Below are 25,400 nucleotides of genomic sequence, written 5' to 3'. Positions count from 1 at the left end.
CGACCTCCTATCGGCTTGGGTCTAGAAATCTCAGCCAACGCTTTTCGGCCAGGTGAAAAAGGCCGACCAGAGCGAAGGTGATGCATAGATAAATAGCCGCGGCGATGCCGAAGGACTCGAACGTCAGAAAGGTCGCGGCATTGGCATCCCTGGCCACTTTCAGCACATCGGGGACCGTGGCGGTGAACGCCAACGTGGTGGAGTGCAGCATGAAAATCACCTCATTGCTGTAGTACGGCAACGAACGGCGCAGGGCCGACGGCATGATCAGATAGGTGTAGAGCTTCCAGCCGTCGAACCCTAACGCCCTGGCGGCCTCTACTTCACCGCGCGGCATGGAGCGGATGGCACCGGCGAGGATTTCTGTGGTGTAGGCGCCCGTGTTAAGGGCAAAGGCCAGCAGTGTGCAGTTCAGCGCATCACGGAAAAAAGCGTTCAGAAGCGGCTGTTCGCGCACAGCCGCCAGGCTGTATATGCCGGTGTAAAAGACCAGCAACTGTACATAGAGCGGCGTTCCCCGAAACAGATAAGTGAAGCCCTGCACCGGCCAACGTACCCACGCGCGGGTTGAAACCCGGGCAATCGACAACGGCAACGCCACTAGCAGCCCAAGGCATAACGAAGCACTGGTGAGCCACAGCGTCATGGCCAGGCCGGTGATTTGCTGACCGTCGGAATAGAGAAACGGCCGCCAATATTCCTGCATCAGTTCAATCATCGCTGCGCCTCCTGCTTTGCACCGCCGTAACGACGCTCAAGCCAGCGCAGCACTGCATTGGATACGCTGCTGAGGAGCAGATAAATAAAGCCCGCCAGCAACAGAAAGCTCAATAGCTGCTGGCTGCTTTTGCCAGCCACCTGAGCCACCTTGACCAAGTCTGCCAAACCGATAATCGACACCAACGCGGTCGCCTTGAGCAAGACCATCCAGTTATTGCCAAGCCCCGGCAAGGCGAAGCGCATCATCTGAGCAAAGGTTATGTAGATGAAGCTTTGGCTGGGCTTCATACCCAGCGCTTTGGCCGCCAGTGCCTGCCCACGTGGCACCGCCAACAAGGCGCCACGAAAGGTCTCGGTAAAATAAGCACCGTAGATAAACCCCAGCGTCAGTACGCCCGCAGTCAAAGGGTCGATTTCAAGGTAGGCCCAGCCCATCACAGCCGTCAGCCGGCTCACAGCGGTTTGCACGCCGTAAAAGATCAGCAGCATCAACACAAGGTCCGGCACCCCACGGATCAAGGTGGTGTAGACCTGTGCTGAAACACGCCAAGCCCTGACGCGTGACAGCTTGGCACCCGCCCCGAGCAGGCCGAAGATCAGCCCCAGCAACAGCGATAACAACGCCAGCTTCAGGGTCACCCATACGCCTTGCAACAGTAAGGGCGCAAAACCCTCCAGGGTCGCGACAAAGCGCGCAACGTTCTCCAGCATGACGACGCCCTCCAAATGTGATGGCGGGCGGTCAGTTGCCGCTGAACATATCGACGCCTGGGAAATATTGTTCTTGCAGGCGAGCATAGGTGCCATCGGCATGCAGCGCTGCCAGGCCCTGATCCAGCAGGGTCTTCAGCGCCTGATTGCCCTTGGCGATGCCAATGGCGCTCATGGAAGGCATCAGCTCGCTTTCTATGACCTTGCCCAATTCGAAACCTGCACCCTGGGGCGAACGCAAAAAGCCACTTTGCGCCTGTTGGGCGTCCTGCAACGAAGCGTTAAGCCGACCCGCCACGAGGTCGGCGTAAACCTGTTCCTGATCGGCGTAGGCCACCACTTTCATGCCCTTAGGGGCCAACACGCGCTTGGCGTAGGCTTCCTGAGTACTGCCCTGCAAATACCCCACGGACTTGCCCTTGGCGTCGCCAAGGTCGGTGCCGGTCTTGAACACCATGGCGGAGGGGCTGGAGAAAACTTCCGAAGAGAAGTCGATGATCTTGCGCCGCGCTTCGGTCACGGTTACCGACGCCAGTATGGCGTCGATCTTGCCGGCCCTGAGGCTGGGAACCAGGCCGTCAAAATCACTTTCGACCCAGTGGCAGCGCACGTTCAAATGCGCGCAGATGGCGTTACCAATATCAATCTCGAAACCGACCAAAGTACCGGTATTGTCTTTATAGGCAAAAGGCGCGTAGTTAGGGTCAGCACCGAAGCGTATGACCTCATAGTTGTTGGCGAACACCGAGTTGCTCACTACGACGAAGGCCAACACCGATAACATCAGAACTATTTTTTTCATTATTTTATTCCTTGTTATTGTTTGCACAGCAGGACGTTACAACACCTCTAAATGCGGAATTTCGCGACGCATGACCAACGAGCCGACGGGCGCATCAAACTCACGCGCCAGCCGATGCCCTGAATACACGGCAGCCGCAATGGTTCCAGGCGCCAGGCAGTCCCCCACCAATGCGACCGATTCAATCCCCGCCTCAAAACGTTGCTCCGTTGCCTCGTTGAGTGCCTGGTACAGGCCTTGCTCAGGCTCACGGGAGGTGACCAGCAACAACGACGCCACGGGAATGAACCTGGGCCGGCCGGTGTACATGCAACTGGCAACCGCACCTTCTGGCGTCACCGCCGCCAGCGAGTGGGAGGCGATGATCGTGACATTGAGTTCCAGCAGGCGACGCTGGATGCGGTGTTGTTCAAGCGTGTTATGGGTCCAGGTCGCCACATCCGGCGCCGGGGTGACAAAGATCACCTCCACGCCCTGCGCTACCAACTGCTCTGCCAACACACTGCCCATGTAGTAGTGGTCATCATCGAACAGCAGCACCGGTGAAGCAGGGACCGTCCCGGCCAGCAGATCATCCGGGGTCAATACCGGCAGATGTTCCAACCCCGGCAAGGCCTGGCGCAATGCACGCCCCAGACCATCGGTGCGCCAGCGCGAACCGGTGGCGATAAAAACGTGGGCGGCGGCGAAGTCCAACACGTCCTGGGCTTGTAGCTGACTTTCTCGATATATCTCTACGCAAGGCAATCGGCTGAGGGCGTCCAGCCGGTAGTCGAGCACCCGTGACCAACTCGCCAACCCCGGCAGCCTGGCTTCAAGAGACACGCGCCCGCCCAGCGTGCGCGTGCCTTCGACCAGCGCCACCTCCATGCCCCGCGCGCCCAGTATCCGCGCGCATTCCAGGCCGGCAGGCCCTGCCCCGACCACCAGCGCGCGCAGGGTTATGCGCACGGGGTGACGACTCGGGGTGCCAGCCGCGCCGCCACTCTTCACCCAGGGTGGGGTTTTGCGTGCAGCGCAGCGGCGTGCTGGTGTGGTCACCACTGACACAGACGTTGCAGCCGATGCATTCGCGAATCTCCTCCAGACGCCCTTCCTCTATCTTCTTTGGCAAGAAGGGATCGGCAATCGAGGGACGGGCAGCGCCGATCAGGTCCAACACCCCTCGACGCACCAATGAGACCATGGTGTCCGGTGAGGTAAACCGGCCCACGCCCACCACCGGCTTGGTGGTCAGCGCTTTGAGCCCGAGCAGGAACGCCTCTTGAAAACCTTCAGGGGCAAACCGTGAGGTCACGCTGTCGTTGGACCAGTCGGCAACGTTGACATCCCACAGGTCCGGCAGCTCTGCCAACAGCGAAAAAATCTCGCGGCCTTCGCCCTCGCAGGCCAGCCCGCCAGCGACCTGTTCATCCACTGCCAGCCGCACGGCGACTGCGCAACAATCACCCACCGCATCGCGGGTATCTTCAATCAACTCACGCAACAGCCGTACACGATTCTCCAACACCCCACCGTACTCATCGGTGCGCCGGTTATTGCGTGGGGTCAGAAAGTGGAACGGCAGGCCAAGGTCGTGGCCGGCATACACGTAGATAATGTCGAAACCCGCCTGGCGTGCCCGTAACGCAGCAGCGCGATGCATCTGGCGCAGTTGCTTGATATCGGCACGGCTCATGGCCCGGGCTTGCACCGGGTCGTAACCACGCACCGGTGTATTGGAAGGCGCCCAGGGGATTTCGCGGCTATAGCGATTGGGCGCCGAATAGCCATTGAACGCAAGTTCGACGCCAGCCAATGAGCCATGCAGATGGACCGCCTCACACATTTTCGCCAGCGCCGGGATGTCGCGCTCATCCCATAAGCGCGCTTCTATATAGGGCGAAAATTCGCTCAGCGGGCTGATCTCGCACTCCTCCGTACACACCACCCCCCAACCCCCCTCGGCTTTGACCCCACGCATGGCGGCCATGGCCGAGGGGTGCACATGGCCCATGCCATTACAGTGCGGCACTTGGTAAAAGCGATTACGGGTGCGAACCGGCCCTATGTGTACCGGCTCAAAAAGAATGTCATACCGAGGATCGCGCACAGGGCTACTCCCGAACCAATAAGTTCGCTAATGACAGTTAAATAAAAAGCGTTAGTTAAATAACGCTTAAGCGGTCAACGCTGGGTGTAACCCACAAACGCCTGATGCAACTGAGCGATCGCATTCAAGTGCCCTTCCATCTCGGGTCCCAGTTGTTTGGACATAGCGTTAATCAATAAGTGAGTCAGCGATAACATGGTGGCCGTCGAGTCCCATAACAAATCAAACTCGGTCGACACCCGAAACACTTCGTTAGCGTTCTGCTCAGCCCACTCACAAAAGTTGTCGGTTATCAGCGTGACCGCAATGCCGCGTTTGCGTGCCGCCTGGCACAGCAGTAAAGACTGGCGGGAATGGCGTCGCGCCTCATAGACGATCAGCATTGAATCGGCAGACGGCGCCAGCAACACCTCGCCGAAATGCCCTGACGCACCGTCCACCAGATGCACGCCTGTGCGCAGGTATTGCAACATGTGGGCCATGGAGCAGGCGATGCCCCGCTCGGTGCCGAAACCGGCGACAAAAACCTGCCGGCTTTGCGCCAGCCTTGATGTCACCACGCGCCAAGACTCGGTGCGGGTGTACTCGTAGACCCTCACCAACGCCGCGATCTCCAGTTGCAGGCTGTTGGCCAGCGGGTTGGCGTCGCCTTCTGCCTGGAATACGCGCAGCCGGTCGCCGATCAGCCACGGGCTGTCACCCAGGTCGTCTTTGAGTTCGTGTTTAAGGTCTTTGAAATGCTTGTAGCCCAACGCCCGGCAGAATCGGCCGACGGTGGACTCGCTGATTTGGAGCTTGTGCGCCACCTGCGCCGAATTCTCGAACGGCAGGTCTTTGAGGTTCGCCAGGATATAGGCCGCCAGCGCCCGATAAGCCTGGGACCTGGATGACAATTGTTGTTCGAGGGATTTTTTTATGGATGTGCTCATGGCGTCCTCTCTGCATGGGCACAAACTGCTATTTTTCTGTCAAGCCGTCAACCGCGACTGAAAAGTTTCAGAAGCGTCTTACAAAATCCCATCACCAGCGCAGTGTTACTTCTCCGGCATCGGCATCGGAAACGGCATCACATTGCTGGTGCCGCGCGCCTCGCTGATCTTCGGCGTACCCAGGCGCTCGACTTCATCGATGCGCACAATCGAATGCATCGGCACAAAGCTGCGCACCACGCCTTCAAACTGCGCCTTGAGTTTTTCCTCGCCCGGGTCGACGACCAACTGCGTGCGCTCGCCAAAGACGAACTCTTCCACCTCCAGGAAGCCCCACAGATCACTTTGATAGATCTGCTTGGCGTACATTTCGAACACCTGGCCCTGGTTGAGGAAAATCACCTTGTAGATTGGAGCTTCACGTTTGGTCATGGTGGGCGAGCAACACATCGCGGATATAAAAGAGGGCGCGAACTATAGCATGGCACCCGATGCACAACGCTAGGAACCAATGGGCATGCCCCCTATAATGCGCGGTTCTTTACCACCAGTTGACGATTCCCATGGCCAAGAAGCTCTATATCGAAACCCACGGTTGCCAGATGAACGAGTACGACAGCTCGCGCATGGTCGACCTGCTGGGCGAACACCAGGCCCTGGAAGTCACCGCCCGCGCCGAAGATGCCGACGTGATCCTGCTCAATACCTGCTCGATCCGCGAACGCGCACAGGACCGTGTGTACTCGCAGCTGGGCCGCTGGCGTGAGCTGAAACTGGCCAACCCGGACATGGTGATCGCCGTCGGCGGTTGCGTGGCCAGCCAGGAAGGCGCGGCCATTCGCGACCGCGCGCCCTATGTCGACGTGGTATTCGGCCCACAGACCCTGCACCGCCTGCCGGAAATGATCGACGCCGCGCGCATTACCAAGCTGCCGCAGGTGGACGTGTCGTTCCCCGAGATCGAAAAATTCGACCACCTGCCCGAACCGCGCATCGATGGGCCGAGCGCCTACGTGTCGGTGATGGAAGGCTGCAGCAAATACTGCACCTTCTGCGTGGTGCCCTACACCCGTGGCGAAGAAGTCAGCCGACCGTTTGACGATGTGCTGGCGGAAATCATCCACCTGGCGGAAAACGGCGTGCGTGAAGTGACCCTGCTGGGCCAGAACGTCAACGGCTATCGCGGCCACACCCACGACGGTCGCCTGGCCGACCTCGCCGAGCTGATCCGCGTCGTGGCGGCGGTGGATGGCATCGAGCGCATTCGCTACACCACCTCGCACCCGCTGGAATTTTCCGACAGCCTGATCCAGGCGCATGCCGAGGTGCCGGAACTGGTCAAGCACCTGCACTTGCCAGTGCAATCGGGCTCGGACCGCATCCTGTCGGCGATGAAACGCAACCACACCGCCCTGGAATACAAATCCAAACTGCGCAAACTGCGCGCGGCGGTGCCGGGCATCTGCATCAGCTCGGACTTTATCGTGGGTTTCCCCGGCGAAACCGAGAAAGACTTCCAGCAGACCATGAAGCTGATCGAGGACGTGGGTTTTGACTTTTCCTACTCGTTCGTCTACAGCCAACGCCCCGGCACACCGGCCGCCGACCTGCTGGACGAAACACCGGAAGCGCTGAAAAAGGAACGGCTGAATGCGCTGCAGCATCGGCTTAACCAGCAGGGTTTCGAGATCAGCCGACAAATGGTCGGCTCCACCCAGCGGATTCTGGTCACCGATTACTCGAAAAAAGACCCGGGCGAATTGCAGGGCCGTACCGAGAACAACCGGATCGTCAACTTCCGTTGCGACAACCCGATGCTGATCGGCCAGTTCGCCGATGTGCACATTGATGCGGCGCAGCCGCACTCGCTGCGCGGGTCGCTGATTCAATAAATAGTCAAATCACCGCTGCTCAAAATGCGGGAGGGGGCTTGCCCCCGATGGCAGTTCATCAGTCTCAAATCTACTGACTGACACTCAGCCATCGGGGGCAAGGCCCCTCCCACATTTGAACCGTGCAACACTCCGACGACGTAAGTGCTTTCGCACACCAGTCACTGGCGCTATCCTCTCCTTCACCTCAACAGCCAAAGGGCGGCTAAAAGCGACCTTGAACGCACCTACAGTAGAACCCCATCGTTTTATCCTCGAGCCGTTTGAGGCTCGCCGCTTCGCCAATCTGTGCGGACAATTCGACGAGCACCTGCGCCTGATCGAACAACGCCTGAGCATCGAGATCCGCAATCGCGGCAATCAGTTCGAGCTCATTGGTGAACCCCAGCACACCACCTCGGCAGAAAACCTGCTGCGCCGGCTCTACCGCGAGACCAAAGGCAGCGAGCTGTCGCCGGAAACCGTGCACCTGTACCTGCAGGAGTCGGCGGTGGAAGACCTGGCCAACAATCCCGTGGCCGAAGCCAGCGTGGCCCTGCGTACCAAAAAAGGCATGATTCGCCCGCGCGGCTTGAATCAGCAGAAGTACGTCAAGGAAATCCTCGGCAACGACATCAACTTCGGCATCGGCCCGGCCGGCACCGGCAAGACTTACCTGGCCGTGGCCTGCGCCGTCGACGCGCTGGAGCGCGAGCAAGTGCGCCGCATCCTGCTGGTGCGCCCGGCGGTCGAGGCCGGCGAAAAGCTCGGCTTCCTGCCCGGCGACCTCGCCCAGAAGATCGACCCCTATCTGCGCCCGCTCTACGACGCGCTCTACGAGATGCTCGGCTTCGAATACGTGGCCAAGCTGATCGAACGCCAGGTGATCGAGATCGCCCCGCTCGCCTACATGCGCGGACGCACTTTGAACAACAGCTTCATCATCCTCGACGAAAGCCAGAACACCACCGTCGAACAGATGAAGATGTTCCTCACCCGTATCGGTTTCGGCTCCACTGCCGTGATCACCGGCGACATCACCCAGGTCGACCTGCCCAAGGGCACCAAGTCAGGCCTGGGCCAGGTGATCGAGGTGCTCAAGGACGTGCCCGGCATCAGCTTTACGCATTTCATGCCCAAGGATGTGGTGCGTCACCCGCTGGTGCAGCGCATCGTCGAAGCCTACGAGCGCTTCGAACACCGCGACGACGGCCTGACCAGGGACACGCGCCGCGATGCTTGAGCTCGACCTGCAGCTGGCGACCGACGCGCCCGCCCCCAGCGAAGCGCAATTTCGCACCTGGTGCGCCCTGGCCCTGCGCCAGCGCAGCGCCGACTCGGAGTTGACCATCCGCCTGGTGGACGAAGCCGAAGGCCGCGAGCTGAATCACACCTGGCGCCACAAGGACTACGCGACCAACGTGCTGTCCTTCCCCGCCGACGTGCCCGACGAGCTGCTGGACATCCCCTTGCTGGGCGACCTGGTGATCTGCGTCGCGGTGGTCGAGCGTGAGGCGCAGGAGCAAGGCAAGGAACTTGAGGCCCACTGGGCCCATCTAGTCATTCATGGCTGCTTGCATCTCTTGGGTTACGACCATATTGACGATGACGAAGCCGAAGAAATGGAAGCACTGGAACGAACGTTGCTTGCAGAATTGGGCCATCCGGACCCGTATGCAGATGACGAAGCTTGAACATCACCTACTAACTGTAACGATAAAGGATTCAGAGTAATCGCTATGAGCGAAGACCGATCGAGCAACGGGCAGAAGTCATGGCTGGGTAAATTGACCCAGGCTTTTGCCCACGAGCCGAAAAACCGCCAGGAGCTGCTGGAGCTGCTGCGCGAGGCCCACCAGAACAAGTTGCTGGACAGCGAAGCGCTGGCCATCGTCGAAGGCGCCATCCAGGTGGCTGACCTGCAGGTCCGCGACATCATGGTGCCGCGCTCGCAGATGATCAGCATCAAGGCGACCCAGACCCCACGGGAGTTCCTCCCGGCCGTGATCGACTCGGCGCACTCGCGCTACCCGGTGATCGGTGAAAGCCATGACGACGTCATGGGTGTCCTGCTGGCCAAGGACCTGCTGCCGCTGATCCTCAAGGAGAACGGCGACAACTTCAATATCAAGGACCTGCTGCGGCCGGCCACCTTCGTGCCTGAATCCAAGCGCCTGAATGTGCTGCTGCGCGAGTTTCGCGCCAACCACAATCACATGGCCATTGTGATCGACGAATACGGCGGCGTTGCGGGCCTGGTGACCATCGAAGACGTGCTCGAGCAGATCGTCGGCGACATCGAAGACGAACACGACGTCGAAGAAGACAGCTACATCAAACCGCTGCCCAGCGGTGATTTCCTGGTCAAGGCACTGACGCCGATCGAGAACTTCAACGAGTTCTTCGACAGCGAATTCTCCGACGATGAATTCGACACCGTCGGCGGCCTGGTGATGAGTGCGTTCGGGCATCTGCCAAAACGTAACGAAACCACCGAGATTGGCGCGTACCGCTTCCGCATCCTGAATGCCGATAGCCGCCGCATCCACTTGATCCGCCTGACTCCGATTGCCCGCTAAGGACTGACATGCGCCGTTTGATCGCACCCGGCTGGCCCGGTAACTTGCTGGCCGTGGTGGCCGGCGCCATCACTACTCTGGCGCTGGCGCCGTTCGACCTGTGGCCGTTTGCACTGGTGGCGGTCGGCGTGTTCTATGTCGGGCTGCGGGGCCTGAGCCCACGCCAGGCCCTGGGCCGTGGCTGGTGTTTCGGCTTCGGTCTGTTCGGCGCCGGCACCAGCTGGATCTACTACAGCATCCACCACTTCGGCGGCGCTTCGGTGCTGCTGGCGGGTTTCCTGATGCTGCTGTTCACCGCCGCAATCGCCTGGTTCTTCGCCCTGCCCGCCTGGCTGTGGGCGCGCTGGCTGCGCCGCAATGAAGCGCCGCTGGCGGACGCGCTGACCTTTGCCGCATTGTGGGTCGGCCAGGAAGCGTTTCGTGGCTGGTTCCTCACCGGTTTCCCGTGGCTGTACTCCGGCTACAGCCAACTGGACGGCCCGCTCACCGGCCTGGCGCCTATGGGCGGGATGTGGCTGATTTCGTTCGCGCTGGCGCTGACGGCGGCGCTGTTGTGCAACCTGCCGCGCCTGCTGGCGACCAAACGCAATGCCTTCATCGGCGCAGGCCTGGCGTTACTGGTCGCGCCGTGGGCAATCGGCCTGGCACTCAAGCATCACGCCTGGACCACGCCCTCCGGCGCACCGCTGAGCGTGGCCGCGATCCAGGGCAACATCGAACAAAGCATGAAGTGGGACCCGCAACAGCTGACGGCCCAGCTCGCGCTGTACCGCGACATGAGCTTGAGTTCCAGGCCGGTTGACCTGCTGGTATGGCCGGAAACGGCGGTGCCGGTGCTCAAGGAATCCGTCGAAGATTACCTGGGCATGATGGGCAAGTTTGCCGCCGACCGGCATACCGCGCTGATCACCGGGGTACCGATCCGCCAGGAGGTGCGCCACGAAAAGCGCTATTTCAATGGCATCACCGTGGTGGGCGAAGGCGACGGCACCTACCTCAAGCAGAAGCTGGTGCCCTTCGGCGAGTACGTGCCGCTGCAGGACATGCTGCGCGGCCTGATTGCGTTCTTTGACCTGCCGATGTCGGACTTCGCCCGTGGACCGGCAGACCAGCCGCTGTTGCAGGCCAAGGGCTACCAGATTGCACCGTTCATTTGCTACGAAGTGGTGTACCCGGAATTTGCCGCCGGCCTGTCGGCCCGCAGCGACTTGCTGCTGACCATCAGCAATGACACCTGGTTTGGCCGCTCCATCGGCCCGTTGCAGCACCTGCAAATGGCGCAGATGCGTGCTCTGGAGGCAGGTCGCTGGATGATCCGCGCCACCAACAACGGCGTGACCGCGCTGATCAATCCGTTCGGGCAGATCACCGCGCAGATTCCACAGTTCGAGCGTGGCATTCTCTATGGCGAAGTGGTGCCGATGCACCAGCTCACGCCCTATCTGCAATGGCGCTCGTGGCCGTTGATCATTGTGTGTCTGGTGCTGTTTGGCTGGGCGTTGCTGGCGGGCCGAATGTCCAAAGCCGTCTAGCCGACCCACCCAAAACCAATGTGGGAGGGGGCTTGCTCCCGATTGCAGTGGGTCAGTCAATGTAGCTGTTGACTGAAACACCGCTATCGGGAGCAAACCCCCTCCCACATTCAGATCGGTGGCGTTACTTGTAAAACAACCGATACCCCACCTGCCCCACCGCCTCATTCAACAAATACCCGCTCTGCCATATCGACTTGAACTCCGGCATCCAGCCACCCAGTGGCCGCGCATTGTCCACGCCAAGAAAGCCCACCGGCGCCGGCACCACGGTAAAGCCCGCCTTTTCAAAGCTCCACACCGAGCGCGGCATGTGCCAGGCTTGAGTGACCACCACCACGCGCTTGATGCCTTGGGGCAACAGGATCGCGGCGCTCATCTGCGCGTTTTCCCAGGTGGTTCGGCTGCGTTCCTCCTTCCAGCGCACCGTGACGCCAAAATCATCCTGCATTGAAACCGCCATCAGTTCCGCCTCGCTGGGCGGCGTGTCGTAGTGCAGGCCACCGGTTGTCAGCACAGGCAGGCCGGATGCCTTGGCCAATCGCGCCGCATAACGCTGACGCTCCAGGCCGATACCCGTCGGCTGGTCCGAACCCCACGCAGGGTCACCGCGTTCGCGTCCAGAACCGAGGATCACAATGGCATCTGCCCGTTGAGCCAGGGTAGACCAGTCCTCACGGGCCAAAGGTGGCACGGTCTCCAGCGCCCGTGCACTCCACTCCACCACCACCGGCAGGCTCATCAGCCACAGCCCGCCCAACCCCAGGGCAAAACAGCAGCCGGCAAGGCGCGGGCGTGTGCGTCGCAACCACCAGCCAAGGGCCAGCAGCAGCAAGAGAATGCCAGGCGGCAGCAACAGTTGTTTAATGAAATAGCGAATAGGCATCGAGCATCTCCATGGATGCCCGAAGCCTAAGGTGTATCAGGGTTCAGCGCAAAGCTTCACATGGGGGGTGCATCACTTGAACCGGTCCGCCCGATGGGTTGCCGGACCGCGCTCGCGCGCTGCATCCTTGAGCCACACCACCTTCGCCGACTGTGTCGGCGCGCTTGGTGGCGGGGAAGCCACACGGCCAGGCGTCGAGCGTTCGTTTTTTTCCAGGTAAGCCTTGATCAGTTCCAGCTCTGCGCGGCTCAGGCCACGCAGCTCCAGCTCGACGGGGCGTTCATCACGCAATCGACCCGCGGTGCTGGCGGCATCCAACGCACGACCCAAGCGGTCGATCAGTCCTTGGTAGACATCCGGTTTGGTTAACATTCGCTGCGATTTGACCATCCCCTCACCTCATTGAAGATAAGACTCGCTCCCCACTCAACAGCGTAGACCCAGTGGCCGGGCCTGCCTGACGCCGCGACAGACGGCCTGGCGTGCGCAATCAGGGTTTCCCTCGATAGAGTGGGGTCATGTATGCTACGGCGCTTCCTGTAACTCCACTTCCCGCAGGGTTTGGGCATGCACGCGCCGCGCATCGGTGTCGCTCAGCCCTAACGCTGCACCGAAGAGGATTAGGCCACCCCTATTCAGTTCAAAAGTAGCCATGCACGAACATTACCAGCCCCGTGAAATAGAAAATGCCGCACAAACCTTCTGGGACGCGCAAAAGTCCTTCGAAGTCAGCGAACAGCCAGGCAAGGAGACTTACTATTGCCTGTCGATGTTCCCTTACCCCAGCGGCAAGCTACATATGGGGCACGTGCGTAACTACACCATCGGCGACGTGATCTCGCGCTATCAGCGCATGCTCGGCAAGAACGTCCTGCAACCCATGGGTTGGGACGCCTTCGGCATGCCGGCGGAAAACGCCGCGATGAAGAACAACGTGGCGCCCGCCAAGTGGACCTACGAAAACATCGCCTACATGAAGACCCAGCTGCGCAGCCTGGGCCTGGCGGTGGACTGGTCCCGCGAAGTGACCACCTGCAAGCCGGACTACTACCGCTGGGAACAATGGCTGTTCACCCGCCTGTTCGAAAAAGGCGTGATCTACCGCAAGAACGGTACCGTGAACTGGGACCCGGTCGACCAGACCGTACTGGCCAACGAGCAGGTGATCGACGGTCGCGGCTGGCGTTCCGGCGCGGTCATCGAAAAGCGCCAGATCCCGATGTACTACTTCAAGATCACCGCCTACGCCGATGAGTTGCTGTCGAGCCTCGACGACCTGCCGGGCTGGCCTGAACAGGTCAAGACCATGCAGCGCAACTGGATCGGCAAATCCAAGGGCATGGAAGTGCAGTTCCCGTATCACGTCGAGTCCATCGGCGAAGCGGGCGCACTCAAGGTCTTCACCACCCGCCCCGACACCCTGATGGGCGCGACCTACGTCGCCGTGGCCGCCGAACACCCGCTGGCCACCCAGGCCGCACAGAACAATCCCGAGCTTGCGGCGTTCATCGCCGAGTGCAAGGGCGGCAGCGTGGCCGAAGCCGACGTCGCCACCCAGGAGAAAAAAGGCCTGCCGACCGGGCTGTTCGTCGAGCATCCCCTCACCGGTGAAAAGCTGCCGGTATGGGTCGCCAACTATGTGCTGATGCACTACGGCGATGGCGCCGTCATGGCCGTGCCGGCTCACGACGAGCGTGATTTCGAATTCGCCACCCAGTACAGCCTGCCGATCAAATCCGTGGTGCGCACCAGCGCGGGTGATACCAACCCGGCGCCCTGGCAGGACGCCTACGGCGAACACGGCGAGCTGATCAACTCCGGCGAATTCGACGGCCTGGACTTCGCCGGCGCTTTCGATGCCATTGAAGTGGCGCTGATCAAGAAAAACCTCGGCGCCTCGCGCACCCAGTTCCGCCTGCGCGACTGGGGCATCAGCCGCCAGCGCTACTGGGGCTGCCCGATCCCGATCATCCACTGCGACACCTGCGGCGACGTGCCGGTACCGGAAGACCAGTTGCCGGTCGTGCTGCCTGAAGACGTAGTGCCCGATGGCGCCGGTTCCCCACTGGCCCGCATGCCCGAGTTCTACGAGTGCGCCTGCCCCAAATGCGGCGCGCCGGCCAAGCGTGAAACCGACACCATGGACACCTTCGTCGAGTCCTCGTGGTACTACGCCCGCTACGCCTCGCCGCACTATGAAGGCGGCCTGGTGGAAAAATCCGCAGCCGACCATTGGTTGCCGGTGGACCAGTACATCGGCGGTATCGAACACGCCATCCTGCACCTGCTCTACGCGCGCTTCTTCCACAAGCTGATGCGTGACGAAGGCCTGGTGAGTTCCGATGAGCCGTTCAAGAACCTGCTCACCCAGGGCATGGTGATCGCCGACACCTACTATCGCCGCGAAGCCAATGGCGCCTACACCTGGTTCAACCCGGCGGACGTGGAACTGGAGCGTGACAGCAAGGCCAAGGTGATCAGCGCCAAACTGAAATCCGACGGCCTGCCGGTGGAAATCGGCGGCACCGAGAAAATGGCCAAGTCCAAGAACAACGGCGTCGACCCGCAGTCGATGATCGATCAGTTCGGCGCCGACACCTGCCGCCTGTTCATGATGTTCGCATCGCCACCGGACATGAGCGCCGAATGGTCCGACTCCGGCGTCGAAGGCTCGCACCGCTTCCTCAAACGCGTCTGGCGCCTGGCCCACGCCCATGTCAGCCAGGGCCTGCCCGGCAAACTGGACGTGGCCGCGCTGAGCGACGAGCAGAAAGCCATTCGCCGCAGCACCCACCTGGCCATCAAGCAAGCCGGCCAGGACGTGGGCCAGAACCACAAGTTCAACACCGCCATCGCTCAGGTGATGACACTGATGAACGTGCTGGAAAAAGCCCCGCAAGCCACCGAGCAGGATCGCGCACTGATTCAGGAGGGCCTGGAAACGGTTACCCTGTTGCTCGCCCCGATCACGCCGCACATCAGCCATGAATTGTGGAGCCGGTTGGGCCACAACGAGGCAGTCATCGATGCGCGGTGGCCGGTGCAGGATGACAGCGCGCTGGTGCAGGACACGTTGCAACTGGTGATCCAGGTCAATGGCAAACTGCGCGGGCAGATCGACATGCCCGCCAGTGCGAGTCGCGAAGAGGTTGAAGCGGCGGCGCGGGTCAACGAGAACGTGCTGCGCTTTACCGAAGGCCTGACGATCCGCAAAGTGATCGTGGTGCCGGGCAAACTGGTCAATATCGTCGCCAGCTAAATCGGATCGGGCGCAAGGCTTGAGCCTTGCGCCGAACTAAACCTTCAGGGCCTCGATAAGGCCCGCCTGGTTTCAAGGGGAGCAACAAAAATGATCAAACGCAATTTGCTGGTGATGGGCCTTGCCGTGCTGCTGAGCGCATGCGGCTTCCAGTTGCGCGGCACCGGCACCAATGAACTGGCGATCAAGGAATGGGACGTCAGCGCCCGCAACGCCTACGGCGAAACTGTGACGCAATTGCGTCAGGTCATGGAAAGCAGCGGCGTGCACATCTACACCGGCGCGCCCTACAAGCTGTTCCTGGCCGACGAGCGAGACACCCAGCGCAACCTGAGCTACGCCAGCGCCGGCCGTGCCTCGGACATCGAGCTGAGCACCGAGCTGACCTTCGAGATCCAGGGCCGTGACAAGCTGCCATTGATGGGTGACAAGATCCAGGTACAGAAGGTCGTCAGCCACGACGGCAATAACCTGGTAGGTTCTGACTCGCAAATCATTCAGGTGCGCAAGGAAATGCGGCGTGATCTGGTCCAGCGCATGGTCCTGCGCCTGTCGCTTCTGACCCCGCAACAACTTGAGACATTGCAGCAACGCGCTGACGACAAGGCCAAGGCTGACGCCGATGCCTTGAAAGCTGCGCAAGAGTACGAAAACAACACGCCGAAACAATCGCCTGTTGAAGTCCCTGTCGAGTAAGCCAGACGGGGCGCCCCAGGCGCCCCGTTCGCCCCGCCTATGAAACTCGCCCCCGCCCAACTCGCCAAACACCTGCAAGGTGGCCTTGCGCCTGTGTACATCGTCAGCGGCGATGACCCGCTGCTGTGCCAGGAAGCGGCAGACGCCATTCGCAGCGCCGCGCGCCAGCAAGGTTTCGACGAACGCCAGGTGTTCAGCGCCGACGCCAGTTTCGACTGGGGTACGTTGCTGCAAGCCGGCGCCAGCATGTCGCTGTTTGCCGAAAAGCGCCTGCTGGAACTTCGCCTGCCCTCGGGCAAGCCCGGCGACAAGGGCGCGGCGGCGCTGATGGAATACTGCGCACGGCCGGCCGAGGACACGGTCCTGCTGATCAGCCTGCCCAAGCTCGACGGCAGCGCGCAGAAAACCAAGTGGGGCAAGGCGCTGGTGGAAGGCGCGCAGACGCAGTTCATCCAGATCTGGCCGGTGGACAGCAACCAGTTGCCGCAGTGGATTCGTCAACGCCTTTCCCAGTCAGGGTTGTCGGCGACACAAGACGCTGTGGAGCTGATTGCCGCGCGGGTCGAGGGCAACCTGCTGGCCGCCGCTCAGGAGATCGAAAAGCTCAAGTTGATGGCTGAAGACGGACAGATCACCGTCGAAACCGTGCAAGGTGCGGTGGCCGACAGTGCGCGCTTTGACGTGTTCGGGCTGGTGGACGCTATCCTCAACGGTGAGCCGGCCCATGCCCTGCGCATGCTCGAAGGCTTGCGCGGCGAAGGGGTGGAGCCGCCGGTGATTCTATGGGCCCTGGCCCGCGAGCTGCGGGTACTGGCCAATATCGCACTGCAATACAGCCAGGGCACGCCACTGGACAAATGCTTCAGCCAGGCCCGCCCACCGGTGTGGGACAAGCGCAAGCCGCTGATGAGCAAAGCCCTGCAACGGCACACGGCGCAACGCTGGGCGCAATTGTTGCTGGAGGCGCAGCGTATCGATGCACAGATCAAGGGCCAGGCGGCGGGCTCGCCGTGGATGAGTCTGAGCCGTTTGTCGCTGTTGATGGCTGGCCAGCGCCTCACACTGCCCGCCGAATAACCCCGCCGCATTTTGATCTGTATTTACAATTCTCAGGCTTTACAGCCCCGCCGATTCGGCCGATTATTTGCGCCGTTCCACTCATCCATCAAGAGTACTCATCATGAGCAAAAAGCCATCCAGGAATGGCCCCAACAAGGCCAAATCCATCATCGCCCAGCCACTGTTCCGCAGCCGCCAGGAACGCGCCGGCAAGGGCAAAGGCAGCTACCGCCGCGAAGCCTTCCAGTCTGACAGCTGGGAGGCTTCTTACTTTCTGGCTGCCTGAAGGCAAGCGCCCCTCCGGCATGATAAGGTCTGCACTTGATTTGTAACCCCTGGACCTGTGCATGCCCTCTAGTCTTTCCCGTCGTTGGCACCTGCGCCAATTGATTGCTGCCTCCAGCCTTATTCTGCTTGTCGCCTGCGCCGAGAAACCCACCGCCGCCGACGCCCAGCCTCTGCCGAAAATCCAGACCGTGCCGGCCGTCGCGCCTGCCGTGGTTGCACCTTTGGCGGTGGACAATCTTGATATCCAGCCCACCCAGACTTTTGCCGAATGGCAGGCCGGGTTCCGCGCGGACGCGCTGAAAGCCGGGATCACACCCGCCGTCTTTGATAACGCCTTCGCCAACGTCACCCCCGACATGGCGGTGATTCGCGCCGACCGCAGCCAGCCGGAGTTTTCCCGCCCGGTGTGGGAGTACCTCGACGGCGCCTTGTCGGCGGTGCGCGTGCGCAATGGCCAGGCGCTGCTGATCAAGTACGCCGATACCCTGCAGAGCATCGAGCAACGCTATGGCGTCGACCGCCAGGCGCTGGTCTCGGTGTGGGGCATGGAGAGTAATTTTGGCGCGTTCCAAGGCAATAACTCGGTCATCCGCTCTCTGGCCACCCTGGCCTATGAGGGCCGCCGCCCAGCCTTTGCCCAGGCGCAATTGCTCGCCGCGCTGCAGATCATCCAGCATGGCGATATCCAGGCCGACCAGATGAAAGGCTCGTGGGCCGGCGCCATGGGTCAGACCCAATTTATCCCGACCACCTACAACACCCACGCCGTGGACTTCGATGGCGACGGCCGCCGCGATATCTGGAACAGCCCGGCCGACGCCCTCGCCTCCACCGCGCATTACCTGCAAAGCTCCGGCTGGCAGAAAGGCCAGCCGTGGGGCTTTGAGGTGAAACAACTGCCGACCCACTTCGATTACGCCCTGGCCGACGGCAGCGTGCGCAAGAGCGTGGCCGAGTGGCTGAAACTCGGCATTCAGCTGCCACCGGGGGCAAGCATGCCGCCCAACGTCGACCAACTGTCCGCCGCCCTGCTGCTGCCAGCCGGTTACCGTGGCCCGGCGTTCCTGGTGCTGGATAACTTCCGCGCGATCCTCAAGTACAACAACTCCTCTTCCTACGCACTGGCGGTTGGCCTGCTGTCGGAGCGGTTTGGTGGCGGGGGTGTGATTCGTGGAGACTGGCCCAAGGATGAATTGCCGCTGAGCCGCTCCCAACGCATCGACCTGCAGGCAGCGCTGACCGCCAAGGGCTATGACGCGGGCAACCCGGACGGGATTATCGGCGCGAATACGCGCAAGGCGATTCGCGCGGCGCAGCAGGCGCTGGGCTGGCCGGCGGACGGGTATGCGACGGTGAAGTTGCTGGAATCTCTGCAGAACCGCTAGATTCGCTTATGGCGACTACCGTCATCGGGAGCAAGTCCCCTCCCACCTTTGAACTGTGAATACATTCAACGTGTGGGAGGGGGCTTGCTCCCGATGACGGCATGCCAGGCAACCATTATTTAAAGACCACATCCTGCTCCAGCACCACCCGCTGCTCCCCCGCATCCAGGCGAACCACTGCGCCCAGCGGCAACGTCAGGTTGGGATCGCAGTGCCCGCTGCGCCAGCCGGCCAGTACCGGAATGCCGAGCGGTTCGAAGGTCTGCTTCAATAGCCGTTCCAACGCCATGCCGTCCACCCCTGCTACATCCCCCACCAACACACCGGCGACCTGCGCCAGCTTGCCGGCCAGGCGCAAGTGCGTAAGCAGGCGGTCGATGCGGTAGATCGGCTCGTTGATGTCCTCGATAAACAGGATGATGCCTTGCGCGTCGATTTCAAACGGCGTGCCCATCACTGCGGCGATCATCGACAGGTTTCCACCCTGCAAGCGCCCACGGGCGATGCCCGGCTCAAGGGTGGTCAGCGGGAAGGCGACAGGGTGCGCCAACTCGCTGCCAGTGCCCAGTTGGCCACGCAGCAGGCTGAACAACGAGGACTCGGTGGGTGGCTGCTTGTCGCCCAGCAGATCGGCGTTGAGCATCGGCCCGTGGAAGGTCACAAAGCCCGCATAGCGGTTGATCGCCAGGTGCAAGGCGGTGATGTCGCTGTAGCCGACAAAGGGTTTGGGGTTGGCGCGCAGCAGGCCGAAATCCAGGCTGTCGAGCAGACGTGGCGTGCCGTAGCCGCCGCGCAGGCAGAAGATGGCATCGATATCGGGATCAGCGAAGGCGGCATGGAGGTCGGCGAGGCGGGTTTTATCGCTGCCGGCAAGGTAGCCGTCGCGTTCATACACACCGGGGTAGATGCGCAGGTCATAGCCGCGATTGCGCATCCATTGCTCGGCTTTTTCCACGTCCAGCGCGGCGGGGCCGGCCGGGGCGATCAGGGCGATGGTGCCTTCGGGGCGCAATGCGGGTACGGCGGCGTTCATCCATGTTCTCCATGCAAAAAGTGGGAGGGGGCCTGCTCCCAATGGCGGTGTGACAGTCAATACATCAGGTGACTGAAACACCGCTATCGGGAGCAAGCCCCCTCCCACATTGGCCCTTCCTGCACTTCAGGCCTGCGGTGTTACTCAGCGCTCTAGGCGGAAACCAGGCTGGCCTTGACCAGTTTTGCCTGCTCGTCGGCGTGGTACGACGAACGTACCAACGGGCCAGACGCCACGTTCTTGAAGCCCATCTTGTAGCCTTCCTCGGCGAACCAGGCGAAGACGTCCGGGTGCACGAAACGCTGCACTGGCAAGTGGCTGCGCGACGGCTGCAGGTATTGGCCGAGGGTCAGCATGTCGATGTCGTGTTCGCGCATGCGCTTCATGACGTCGATCACTTCTTCGTCGGTTTCGCCCAGGCCCAGCATCAGGCCGGATTTGGTCGGGATGTGCGGCATCATCTGCTTGAATTTCTGCAGCAGGGTCAGCGACCACTGGTAGTCCGAACCCGGACGCGCGGCCTTGTACAGGCGCGGCACGGTTTCCAGGTTGTGGTTGAACACATCCGGCGGCTCGGCAGCGGTGATTTCCAGCGCCACGTCCATGCGGCCACGGTAGTCCGGCACCAGGGTTTCAAGCATCACGTTCGGCGACAGCTTGCGGATTTCGCGGATGCAGTCGGCAAAGTGCTGGGCACCGCCGTCACGCAGGTCGTCGCGGTCCACTGAGGTGATCACCACGTATTTGAGTTTGAGGTCGGCGATGGCGATGGCCAGGCTTTGCGGCTCGTTCACGTCCAGCGGCTTCGGACGGCCATGGCCGACGTCGCAGAACGGACAGCGACGGGTGCAGATGTCACCCATGATCATGAAGGTGGCGGTGCCGCCGGAGAAGCATTCGCCCAGGTTCGGGCAGGACGCCTCTTCGCACACGCTGTGCAGCTTGTGTTTGCGCAGCAGGGCCTTGATACGGTCGACTTCCGGCGAAACCGGGATGCGCACGCGGATCCAGTCGGGTTTCTTCGGCAGTTCGGTGGTGGGAATGATCTTGACCGGGATGCGTGCAACCTTCTCGGCGCCACGCAGCTTGACGCCGGCTTCCACCTTGGCACGCGGGGCCGGGGCCGGACGCTCGGTGATGTCCAGCGTCGGGATCATGGTTTGCACTGCATCAGTAGTCATAATCAGTCGATTCCGCCCGTGAGGGTCGTCTGCTCAGCATAGTCGAGGTGTTTGACGAGCTGCGCGCGCAGCCGGGCACTTACCTCGGCAAATTTAATCGGTGTGGCGTGTTCGCTCAGTTGCGTCATCGCAAGCCCCGCATAACCACAGGGGTTGATGCGACGAAATGGCGCCAGGTCCATGTCCACATTCAGGGCCAGGCCATGAAAGGAACAGCCATGGCGGATGCGCAACCCCAGCGAGGCGATTTTCGCACCGTCCACGTACACGCCGGGTGCATCGGGCTTGGCTGCGGCGCTCACGCCATAACTGGCCAGCAGCTCGATCAGGCACGCCTCCATGCGGCTCACCAGGTCGCGCACGCCAAACCCCAGCTTGCGCACATCCAGCAGCAGGTAAGCCACCAGTTGGCCGGGACCATGGTAAGTCACTTGGCCACCTCGGTCGACCTGCACCACTGGAATATCACCCGGCACCAGCAGGTGCTCAGCTTTGCCGGCCTGGCCCTGGGTGAACACCGGCGGATGCTCCACCAGCCAGATTTCATCCGGGGCCGAAGTGCCGCGCTCGTTGGTGAAGCGCTGCATGGCATGCCACACGGGCTCATAGGCCATCTGGCCAAGCTCGCGAAAGCCCAGGACTGCGGGCATCACAACACCATGTGCACGAAGCCGGTGGCCCGCAGTTCACTGTTGATGTCGTAGAGCTGTTCCTGACCGGTCGCAACGATGTGCAACTGGATCGTGGTGTATTTACCGTTGGTGCTCGAACGCTCGTCCACCCGGTTGTCGTTGATCGTCGCGTGTTTACGCACGATCTCGAGGATCTTGTCCTTGTTGCCTGCACCGGTATCGCTGATCACCTTGACGGGATAGTCCGTCACCGGGAACTCGATCTTTGGCGCCTTCACTTCTTTATCGGTCATGGCAGAACAGCCTCGTAAGCGGTAAGCCGTGGCGACGGGCAAAGCCCCGCGTCGGATCAACGCGGGGCTTTGCAGGTGCACACAATCAGTTGAACAAGCCGTAGAAGAACAGACGGATGCTATCCCACACGCGGCGGAAGATACCACCTTCGTCGACGGCGTCGAGCGCGATCAGGTCGGCGCTGTGCACCACCTTGTCGTCCAGCTTCACTTCGACTTTACCGATCACATCGCCCTTGGCGATAGGCGCAACCAGTTGCGGGTTCAGGGTCATGCTGGCAGCCAGCTTCTTCAGCTGGCCTTTAGGCATGGTCAGGGTCAGATCGTCGGCCAGGCCGGCCTTGACCTGGGAGGTCGCGCCCTTCCATACCGGTGCGGTCGCAAGCTCGGTGCCCTTCTGGTAGAAGGTCTGGGTTTCGAAGAAACGGAAGCCGTAGGTCAGCAGCTTTTGCGTCTCGGCCGCACGGGCCTGCTCGCTGTTGGTGCCGAATACCACGGCGATCAGGCGCTGGCCATCACGTACAGCGGACGACACCATGCAGTAACCGGCTTCGTCGGTGTGGCCGGTTTTCAGGCCATCAACGGTCTTGTCACGCCACAGCAACAGGTTGCGGTTGGGCTGCTTGATGTTGTTCCAGAAGAATTCCTTCTGGGAGTAGATCGCATAGTGCACCGGGTCGACGCGGATGATCGCGCGGGCCAGGATCGCCATGTCGTGAGCCGACGAATAGTGCTCAGGGTTCGGCAGGCCGGTCGGGTTCATGAAGTGGCTGTTGGTCATGCCCAGGTCGCCGGCGGTCTTGTTCATCATGTCGGCGAACGCGTCTTCGCTGCCGGCGATGTGTTCGGCCAGGGCCACGCTGGCGTCGTTACCCGACTGGATGATGATGCCGTGCAGCAGGTCGCTCACGGTGACCTGCGAGCCGACCTTGATGAACATCCGCGAACCGCCGGTACGCCAGGCGTTTTCGCTGACGGTGACCGGATCGTTCTCGCCGATCTGGCCGCGACGGATTTCCAGGGTCGCGATGTAGGCGGTCATCAGCTTGGTCAGGCTGGCGGGCGGCAGGCGCACGTCACCGCCGTTCTCGACCAGCACGTTGCCGCTGGCGGCATCCATGAGGACCCAGGCCTTGGCGGCCAGTTGCGGGGAAGCCGGCACCATTTCAACCGCCCAGGCGGCCGGGGTGATGATCAGCGAGATAAGCAGGCACGTGCGTTTGGCTAAGGTGGTGATGTTCATCCGTCTCTCGAAATTGCGTATGGAAACTTGCCCTCGCGGGCAAAACTTATTCAGACAGCCCGTTGCCAGACTGTCGCGTGTTCGATTGCCCGCTCACCCCTTGCCCCTGGGTTTTTGTTGTTCAACGAGCCAGCAACCAGGGTTCGAGCCCCGCAGGAGCCTGAACCTTCAATCGGGTTTATTCGGCGGTGACCAGCTTGGGCTGCCCCAGGTTGGCCAGGCGTACGCTGTTCTGCACCTGCGCGACCTCGCTTGGCGAGCCGATCGGGCCCATGCGTACACGGTGCAGGGTCTGCTGGTTACGCACGATGGAGCTGATGAATACCGGCGCGTTGACCATGCCGCTGAGCTTGGACCTTAACAGTTCTGCCGCATCCGGGTTGGCGAAAGCGCCCACCTGCAGGAATTGCCCGCCGGCCATGGACGCGCCAGGTGCGGCATGGGGCACGACCACGGTGTCCGGGGCATGCTGCGCAGGCGGTGGTGTCCATTGTTCGATCTTGCCGGTGGAGGCGGTCACTTGCGGCTGCACGGTGCGCGGCTCGTTGAGCATCAACGGTGCCGGTTTGCCACGCTGGGCCCAGTATTGGGCCGGGTCGATGCCTTCGACCTTGACCCGCGCGGTGCCGGTTTCGGCATAACCGAGTTTCTTCGCGGCGGCATAGGACAAGTCGATGATACGGTCGGAATAGAACGGCCCACGGTCGTTGACCCGCAGGATCACCGTGCGGTTGTTATCCAGGTTGGTCACCCGCACATAGCTGGGCAGCGGCAATGTCTTGTGGGCCGCGCTCATGCCGTACAGGTCATAGACCTCGCCATTGGCGGTGTTCTGACCGTGGAACTTGGTGCCGTACCAGGACGCCGTGCCCGACTGGACGTAGGTTTTGGAGTCCTGCAGCGGGAAGTAATTCTTGCCCAGCACGGTGTAGGGGTTGGCCTTGTAGGGGCCGGTGTGCAGGGTCGGCGTGGCATCCGGGATCTTCGACACATCCACGTCCCACCACGGCGCGCCGTCCTTGTGCGCGCGGTTGATGTCCAGGCCCGGCTGGGCACGGACGATTGCGCCACCGGCCTTGGGCACCGGCCCACGGCTGGTGGGAGTGGACGTGGAACAACTGACAACCAGCAAGGACAACGCGGCAAACGCCACCAGCTTGAGCGGTTTATGGAACGGCGATGCCCGCATTACTTGGTGCCCCGTGCTTGGACCAGCATGTCTGACAGCTGATGCACGGCCATGGCGTACATCACACTGCGGTTATAACGCGTGATTGCGTAAAAATTCTGCAGGCCCATCCAGTATTCAGGACCCTTTTCGCCTTCAAGGCGGAACGCCGTTACCGGCAGATCGTCGCCGGGCGCATTCTGACTCGACCAGCCCAGCGCCCGCAACTCCCCAACGGTCTTGACCGGTTCGATGCCTTGAGTCAAACCTTCGTCGGCGCGTTCGCCGCTGACGTCAGCGCGCACCACCACCGGTTCGCCAGCCACCCAGCCATGGCGCTTGAAGTAGCTGGCGACGCTGCCGATGGCGTCGTCCGGGTTGCTCCAGATATTGATGTGGCCGTCGCCGTCAAAATCCACCGCATAGGCGCGAAAGCTGCTCGGCATGAATTGCGGCAGGCCCATGGCACCGGCGTAGGAGCCCTTGAGGGTCAGCGGGTCGACCTGCTCTTCGCGGGCCAGCAGGAGAAATTCGCGCAGCTCCTTGCGGAAGAAGTCGGCGCGCGGCGGGTAATCGAAGCCCAGGGTCGACAAGGCATCGATCACCCGATAATTGCCGGTATTGCGCCCGTAGAAGGTTTCGATGCCGATGATCGAAACAATCACCTGGGCCGGCACGCCGTACTCCTGCTCGGCGCGAGCCAGCACCGCCTCGTGCTGACGCCAGAAGTCCACGCCGCGGGCCACGCGGGCATCGGTGAGAAACATCGGGCGATATTCCTTCCACTGCTTCACGCGTTCGGCCGGGCGCGAGATGGCGTCGAGGATCGCCTGCTTCTTCTGCGCCTCCCGGAACACGCCCATCAGCTGTTCACCGGCGAAACCGTAGTCGCGGGTCATTTCGCCGACAAATTCGGCGACCTGGGGAGAGCCATCGTAGTCACCGGCCTGCGTCTCCTGCGATGCACCGAGCAGCCCGATCAGGCCCATCCAGGATGCATGCCGAGTCGCCCAGCCGCGCATTACTTGCATTGACATCTTC

26 protein-coding genes are annotated in these 25,400 nt (G+C 61.6%); 10 read left to right on the top strand and 16 right to left on the bottom strand.

Annotated elements, in window-relative coordinates:
• Nucleotides 1–7: 7 nt before the first annotated feature.
• The 7 genes from LUB09_RS11055 to LUB09_RS11025 form a co-directional block, all read right to left on the bottom strand.
• Entirely contained in the window at nucleotides 8–718 is a 711-nt protein-coding gene (locus LUB09_RS11055; RefSeq protein WP_231422573.1) for an ABC transporter permease, read from the bottom strand.
• Nucleotides 715–1,431, bottom strand: coding sequence for an ABC transporter permease (locus LUB09_RS11050; RefSeq protein ID WP_231422638.1), 717 nt, complete (start codon nucleotides 1,429–1,431; stop codon nucleotides 715–717). Before LUB09_RS11050 ends, LUB09_RS11055 begins: the two co-directional genes overlap by 4 nt.
• Nucleotides 1,432–1,462: 31 nt before the next feature.
• Nucleotides 1,463–2,233 carry a transporter substrate-binding domain-containing protein gene (locus LUB09_RS11045; RefSeq protein WP_231422572.1) on the bottom strand — a complete coding sequence of 257 codons (771 nt, stop codon included), beginning with the start codon at nucleotides 2,231–2,233 and terminating at the stop codon, nucleotides 1,463–1,465.
• 36 nt (nucleotides 2,234–2,269) lie between these two features.
• The gene (locus LUB09_RS11040) at nucleotides 2,270–3,103 is read right to left on the bottom strand and encodes a hypothetical protein (RefSeq protein ID WP_231422571.1); all 834 of its coding nucleotides are present in this window, start codon (nucleotides 3,101–3,103) and stop codon (nucleotides 2,270–2,272) included.
• A complete protein-coding gene (locus tag LUB09_RS11035; RefSeq protein WP_231422570.1) occupies nucleotides 3,048–4,325 on the bottom strand; it encodes an oxidoreductase in 1,278 nt (425 codons plus the stop codon). The genes LUB09_RS11040 and LUB09_RS11035 overlap by 56 nt, the downstream gene beginning before the upstream one ends.
• Nucleotides 4,326–4,399: 74 nt before the next feature.
• Entirely contained in the window at nucleotides 4,400–5,254 is an 855-nt protein-coding gene (locus LUB09_RS11030; protein ID WP_231422569.1) for a MurR/RpiR family transcriptional regulator, read from the bottom strand.
• Nucleotides 5,255–5,359: 105 nt separating this feature from the next.
• Nucleotides 5,360–5,686, bottom strand: a complete 327-nt coding sequence (locus LUB09_RS11025) for a DUF1820 family protein (RefSeq protein ID WP_003194436.1) — start codon at nucleotides 5,684–5,686, stop codon at nucleotides 5,360–5,362.
• Between the two features lie 131 nt (nucleotides 5,687–5,817).
• Here LUB09_RS11025 and miaB point away from each other — a divergent pair, with 131 nt between their 5' ends.
• From miaB to lnt, 5 genes are all read left to right on the top strand, one after another.
• Entirely contained in the window at nucleotides 5,818–7,146 is a 1,329-nt protein-coding gene (gene miaB, locus LUB09_RS11020) for a tRNA (N6-isopentenyl adenosine(37)-C2)-methylthiotransferase MiaB (protein ID WP_209985149.1), read from the top strand.
• A 217-nt stretch (nucleotides 7,147–7,363) separates the two neighbouring features.
• Nucleotides 7,364–8,368 carry a PhoH family protein gene (locus tag LUB09_RS11015; RefSeq protein WP_231422568.1) on the top strand — a complete coding sequence of 335 codons (1,005 nt, stop codon included), beginning with the start codon at nucleotides 7,364–7,366 and terminating at the stop codon, nucleotides 8,366–8,368.
• The gene (gene ybeY / locus LUB09_RS11010) at nucleotides 8,361–8,819 is read left to right on the top strand and encodes an rRNA maturation RNase YbeY (protein WP_209985154.1); all 459 of its coding nucleotides are present in this window, start codon (nucleotides 8,361–8,363) and stop codon (nucleotides 8,817–8,819) included. The genes LUB09_RS11015 and ybeY overlap by 8 nt, the downstream gene beginning before the upstream one ends.
• A 45-nt stretch (nucleotides 8,820–8,864) precedes the next feature.
• Nucleotides 8,865–9,704: an HlyC/CorC family transporter gene (locus LUB09_RS11005; RefSeq protein WP_015373027.1), complete on the top strand. Its 840-nt coding sequence runs from the start codon at nucleotides 8,865–8,867 to the stop codon at nucleotides 9,702–9,704.
• 8 nt (nucleotides 9,705–9,712) lie between these two features.
• Nucleotides 9,713–11,236 carry an apolipoprotein N-acyltransferase gene (gene lnt, locus LUB09_RS11000; RefSeq protein ID WP_231422567.1) on the top strand — a complete coding sequence of 508 codons (1,524 nt, stop codon included), beginning with the start codon at nucleotides 9,713–9,715 and terminating at the stop codon, nucleotides 11,234–11,236.
• Nucleotides 11,237–11,360: 124 nt separating this feature from the next.
• Here lnt and LUB09_RS10995 read toward each other — a convergent pair whose 3' ends face one another.
• Together LUB09_RS10995 and LUB09_RS10990 are read right to left on the bottom strand one after the other, a co-directional pair.
• The gene (locus LUB09_RS10995; RefSeq protein ID WP_209985159.1) at nucleotides 11,361–12,122 is read right to left on the bottom strand and encodes a YdcF family protein; all 762 of its coding nucleotides are present in this window, start codon (nucleotides 12,120–12,122) and stop codon (nucleotides 11,361–11,363) included.
• Between the two features lie 72 nt (nucleotides 12,123–12,194).
• A complete protein-coding gene (locus LUB09_RS10990; protein WP_209985163.1) occupies nucleotides 12,195–12,512 on the bottom strand; it encodes a hypothetical protein in 318 nt (105 codons plus the stop codon).
• 262 nt (nucleotides 12,513–12,774) lie between these two features.
• Here LUB09_RS10990 and leuS point away from each other — a divergent pair, with 262 nt between their 5' ends.
• The 5 genes from leuS to LUB09_RS10965 all read left to right on the top strand — a co-directional run bounded on the left by leuS (nucleotide 12,775) and on the right by LUB09_RS10965 (nucleotide 18,809).
• Entirely contained in the window at nucleotides 12,775–15,381 is a 2,607-nt protein-coding gene (gene leuS, locus LUB09_RS10985; RefSeq protein ID WP_209985166.1) for a leucine--tRNA ligase, read from the top strand.
• 90 nt (nucleotides 15,382–15,471) lie between these two features.
• Nucleotides 15,472–16,077, top strand: a complete 606-nt coding sequence (locus LUB09_RS10980) for an LPS-assembly lipoprotein LptE (protein WP_209985169.1) — start codon at nucleotides 15,472–15,474, stop codon at nucleotides 16,075–16,077.
• 39 nt (nucleotides 16,078–16,116) lie between these two features.
• The gene (holA, locus tag LUB09_RS10975) at nucleotides 16,117–17,154 is read left to right on the top strand and encodes a DNA polymerase III subunit delta (RefSeq protein WP_003237014.1); all 1,038 of its coding nucleotides are present in this window, start codon (nucleotides 16,117–16,119) and stop codon (nucleotides 17,152–17,154) included.
• A 103-nt stretch (nucleotides 17,155–17,257) separates the two neighbouring features.
• Nucleotides 17,258–17,422 (top strand): alternative ribosome rescue factor ArfA, encoded by a 165-nt coding sequence (gene arfA, locus LUB09_RS10970; RefSeq protein ID WP_231422566.1) that lies wholly within the window; start codon nucleotides 17,258–17,260, stop codon nucleotides 17,420–17,422.
• 61 nt (nucleotides 17,423–17,483) lie between these two features.
• Entirely contained in the window at nucleotides 17,484–18,809 is a 1,326-nt protein-coding gene (locus LUB09_RS10965) for a lytic murein transglycosylase (protein ID WP_231422565.1), read from the top strand.
• Between the two features lie 115 nt (nucleotides 18,810–18,924).
• On the opposite strand, the gene LUB09_RS10960 is transcribed toward LUB09_RS10965, so the two are convergent.
• From LUB09_RS10960 to mltB, 7 genes are all read right to left on the bottom strand, one after another.
• Nucleotides 18,925–19,842: a S66 peptidase family protein gene (locus LUB09_RS10960; protein WP_209985181.1), complete on the bottom strand. Its 918-nt coding sequence runs from the start codon at nucleotides 19,840–19,842 to the stop codon at nucleotides 18,925–18,927.
• A 152-nt stretch (nucleotides 19,843–19,994) separates the two neighbouring features.
• Nucleotides 19,995–20,999, bottom strand: a complete 1,005-nt coding sequence (gene lipA / locus LUB09_RS10955; RefSeq protein ID WP_209990517.1) for a lipoyl synthase — start codon at nucleotides 20,997–20,999, stop codon at nucleotides 19,995–19,997.
• A 26-nt stretch (nucleotides 21,000–21,025) separates the two neighbouring features.
• Entirely contained in the window at nucleotides 21,026–21,673 is a 648-nt protein-coding gene (gene lipB, locus LUB09_RS10950) for a lipoyl(octanoyl) transferase LipB (protein ID WP_231422564.1), read from the bottom strand.
• Entirely contained in the window at nucleotides 21,673–21,948 is a 276-nt protein-coding gene (locus tag LUB09_RS10945) for a DUF493 domain-containing protein (protein ID WP_003237028.1), read from the bottom strand. The genes lipB and LUB09_RS10945 overlap by 1 nt, the downstream gene beginning before the upstream one ends.
• An 85-nt stretch (nucleotides 21,949–22,033) precedes the next feature.
• Entirely contained in the window at nucleotides 22,034–23,191 is a 1,158-nt protein-coding gene (locus tag LUB09_RS10940; protein ID WP_065952059.1) for a D-alanyl-D-alanine carboxypeptidase family protein, read from the bottom strand.
• A 178-nt stretch (nucleotides 23,192–23,369) separates the two neighbouring features.
• Nucleotides 23,370–24,380: a septal ring lytic transglycosylase RlpA family protein gene (locus LUB09_RS10935; RefSeq protein WP_057010129.1), complete on the bottom strand. Its 1,011-nt coding sequence runs from the start codon at nucleotides 24,378–24,380 to the stop codon at nucleotides 23,370–23,372.
• Nucleotides 24,380–25,390 (bottom strand): lytic murein transglycosylase B, encoded by a 1,011-nt coding sequence (gene mltB, locus LUB09_RS10930; protein ID WP_209985187.1) that lies wholly within the window; start codon nucleotides 25,388–25,390, stop codon nucleotides 24,380–24,382. Before mltB ends, LUB09_RS10935 begins: the two co-directional genes overlap by 1 nt.
• Between the last annotated feature and the right edge of the window lie 10 nt (nucleotides 25,391–25,400).

The organism is Pseudomonas sp. Leaf59, assembly GCF_920984685.1.
Lineage (GTDB): Bacteria > Pseudomonadota > Gammaproteobacteria > Pseudomonadales > Pseudomonadaceae > Aquipseudomonas.
The sequence above is the reverse complement of the archived record's forward strand: the minus strand, read 5'-3'. Positions and strand labels throughout refer to the sequence as shown.

Bases quoted from the DNA above. Each gene is read 5' to 3' on its own strand.
- ybeY (WP_209985154.1), top strand. From the start codon at position 8,361: ATGCTTGAGCTCGACCTGCAGCTGGCGACCGACGCGCCCGCCCCCAGC.
- LUB09_RS10940 (WP_065952059.1), bottom strand. From the start codon at position 23,191: ATGAACATCACCACCTTAGCCAAACGCACGTGCCTGCTTATCTCGCTG.
- LUB09_RS10990 (WP_209985163.1), bottom strand. From the start codon at position 12,512: ATGGTCAAATCGCAGCGAATGTTAACCAAACCGGATGTCTACCAAGGA.
- LUB09_RS10965 (WP_231422565.1), top strand. From the start codon at position 17,484: ATGCCCTCTAGTCTTTCCCGTCGTTGGCACCTGCGCCAATTGATTGCT.
- LUB09_RS11025 (WP_003194436.1), bottom strand. From the start codon at position 5,686: ATGACCAAACGTGAAGCTCCAATCTACAAGGTGATTTTCCTCAACCAG.
- LUB09_RS10945 (WP_003237028.1), bottom strand. From the start codon at position 21,948: ATGACCGATAAAGAAGTGAAGGCGCCAAAGATCGAGTTCCCGGTGACG.
- arfA (WP_231422566.1), top strand. From the start codon at position 17,258: ATGAGCAAAAAGCCATCCAGGAATGGCCCCAACAAGGCCAAATCCATC.
- LUB09_RS11055 (WP_231422573.1), bottom strand. From the start codon at position 718: ATGATTGAACTGATGCAGGAATATTGGCGGCCGTTTCTCTATTCCGAC.
- LUB09_RS11030 (WP_231422569.1), bottom strand. From the start codon at position 5,254: ATGAGCACATCCATAAAAAAATCCCTCGAACAACAATTGTCATCCAGG.
- LUB09_RS11045 (WP_231422572.1), bottom strand. From the start codon at position 2,233: ATGAAAAAAATAGTTCTGATGTTATCGGTGTTGGCCTTCGTCGTAGTG.
- leuS (WP_209985166.1), top strand. From the start codon at position 12,775: ATGCACGAACATTACCAGCCCCGTGAAATAGAAAATGCCGCACAAACC.
- holA (WP_003237014.1), top strand. From the start codon at position 16,117: ATGAAACTCGCCCCCGCCCAACTCGCCAAACACCTGCAAGGTGGCCTT.
- LUB09_RS11040 (WP_231422571.1), bottom strand. From the start codon at position 3,103: ATGGAGGTGGCGCTGGTCGAAGGCACGCGCACGCTGGGCGGGCGCGTG.
- lipA (WP_209990517.1), bottom strand. From the start codon at position 20,999: ATGATCCCGACGCTGGACATCACCGAGCGTCCGGCCCCGGCCCCGCGT.
- LUB09_RS10995 (WP_209985159.1), bottom strand. From the start codon at position 12,122: ATGCCTATTCGCTATTTCATTAAACAACTGTTGCTGCCGCCTGGCATT.
- LUB09_RS10980 (WP_209985169.1), top strand. From the start codon at position 15,472: ATGATCAAACGCAATTTGCTGGTGATGGGCCTTGCCGTGCTGCTGAGC.
- lipB (WP_231422564.1), bottom strand. From the start codon at position 21,673: ATGCCCGCAGTCCTGGGCTTTCGCGAGCTTGGCCAGATGGCCTATGAG.
- LUB09_RS10935 (WP_057010129.1), bottom strand. From the start codon at position 24,380: ATGCGGGCATCGCCGTTCCATAAACCGCTCAAGCTGGTGGCGTTTGCC.
- mltB (WP_209985187.1), bottom strand. From the start codon at position 25,390: ATGCAAGTAATGCGCGGCTGGGCGACTCGGCATGCATCCTGGATGGGC.
- LUB09_RS11050 (WP_231422638.1), bottom strand. From the start codon at position 1,431: ATGCTGGAGAACGTTGCGCGCTTTGTCGCGACCCTGGAGGGTTTTGCG.
- miaB (WP_209985149.1), top strand. From the start codon at position 5,818: ATGGCCAAGAAGCTCTATATCGAAACCCACGGTTGCCAGATGAACGAG.
- LUB09_RS10960 (WP_209985181.1), bottom strand. From the start codon at position 19,842: ATGAACGCCGCCGTACCCGCATTGCGCCCCGAAGGCACCATCGCCCTG.
- LUB09_RS11005 (WP_015373027.1), top strand. From the start codon at position 8,865: ATGAGCGAAGACCGATCGAGCAACGGGCAGAAGTCATGGCTGGGTAAA.
- lnt (WP_231422567.1), top strand. From the start codon at position 9,713: ATGCGCCGTTTGATCGCACCCGGCTGGCCCGGTAACTTGCTGGCCGTG.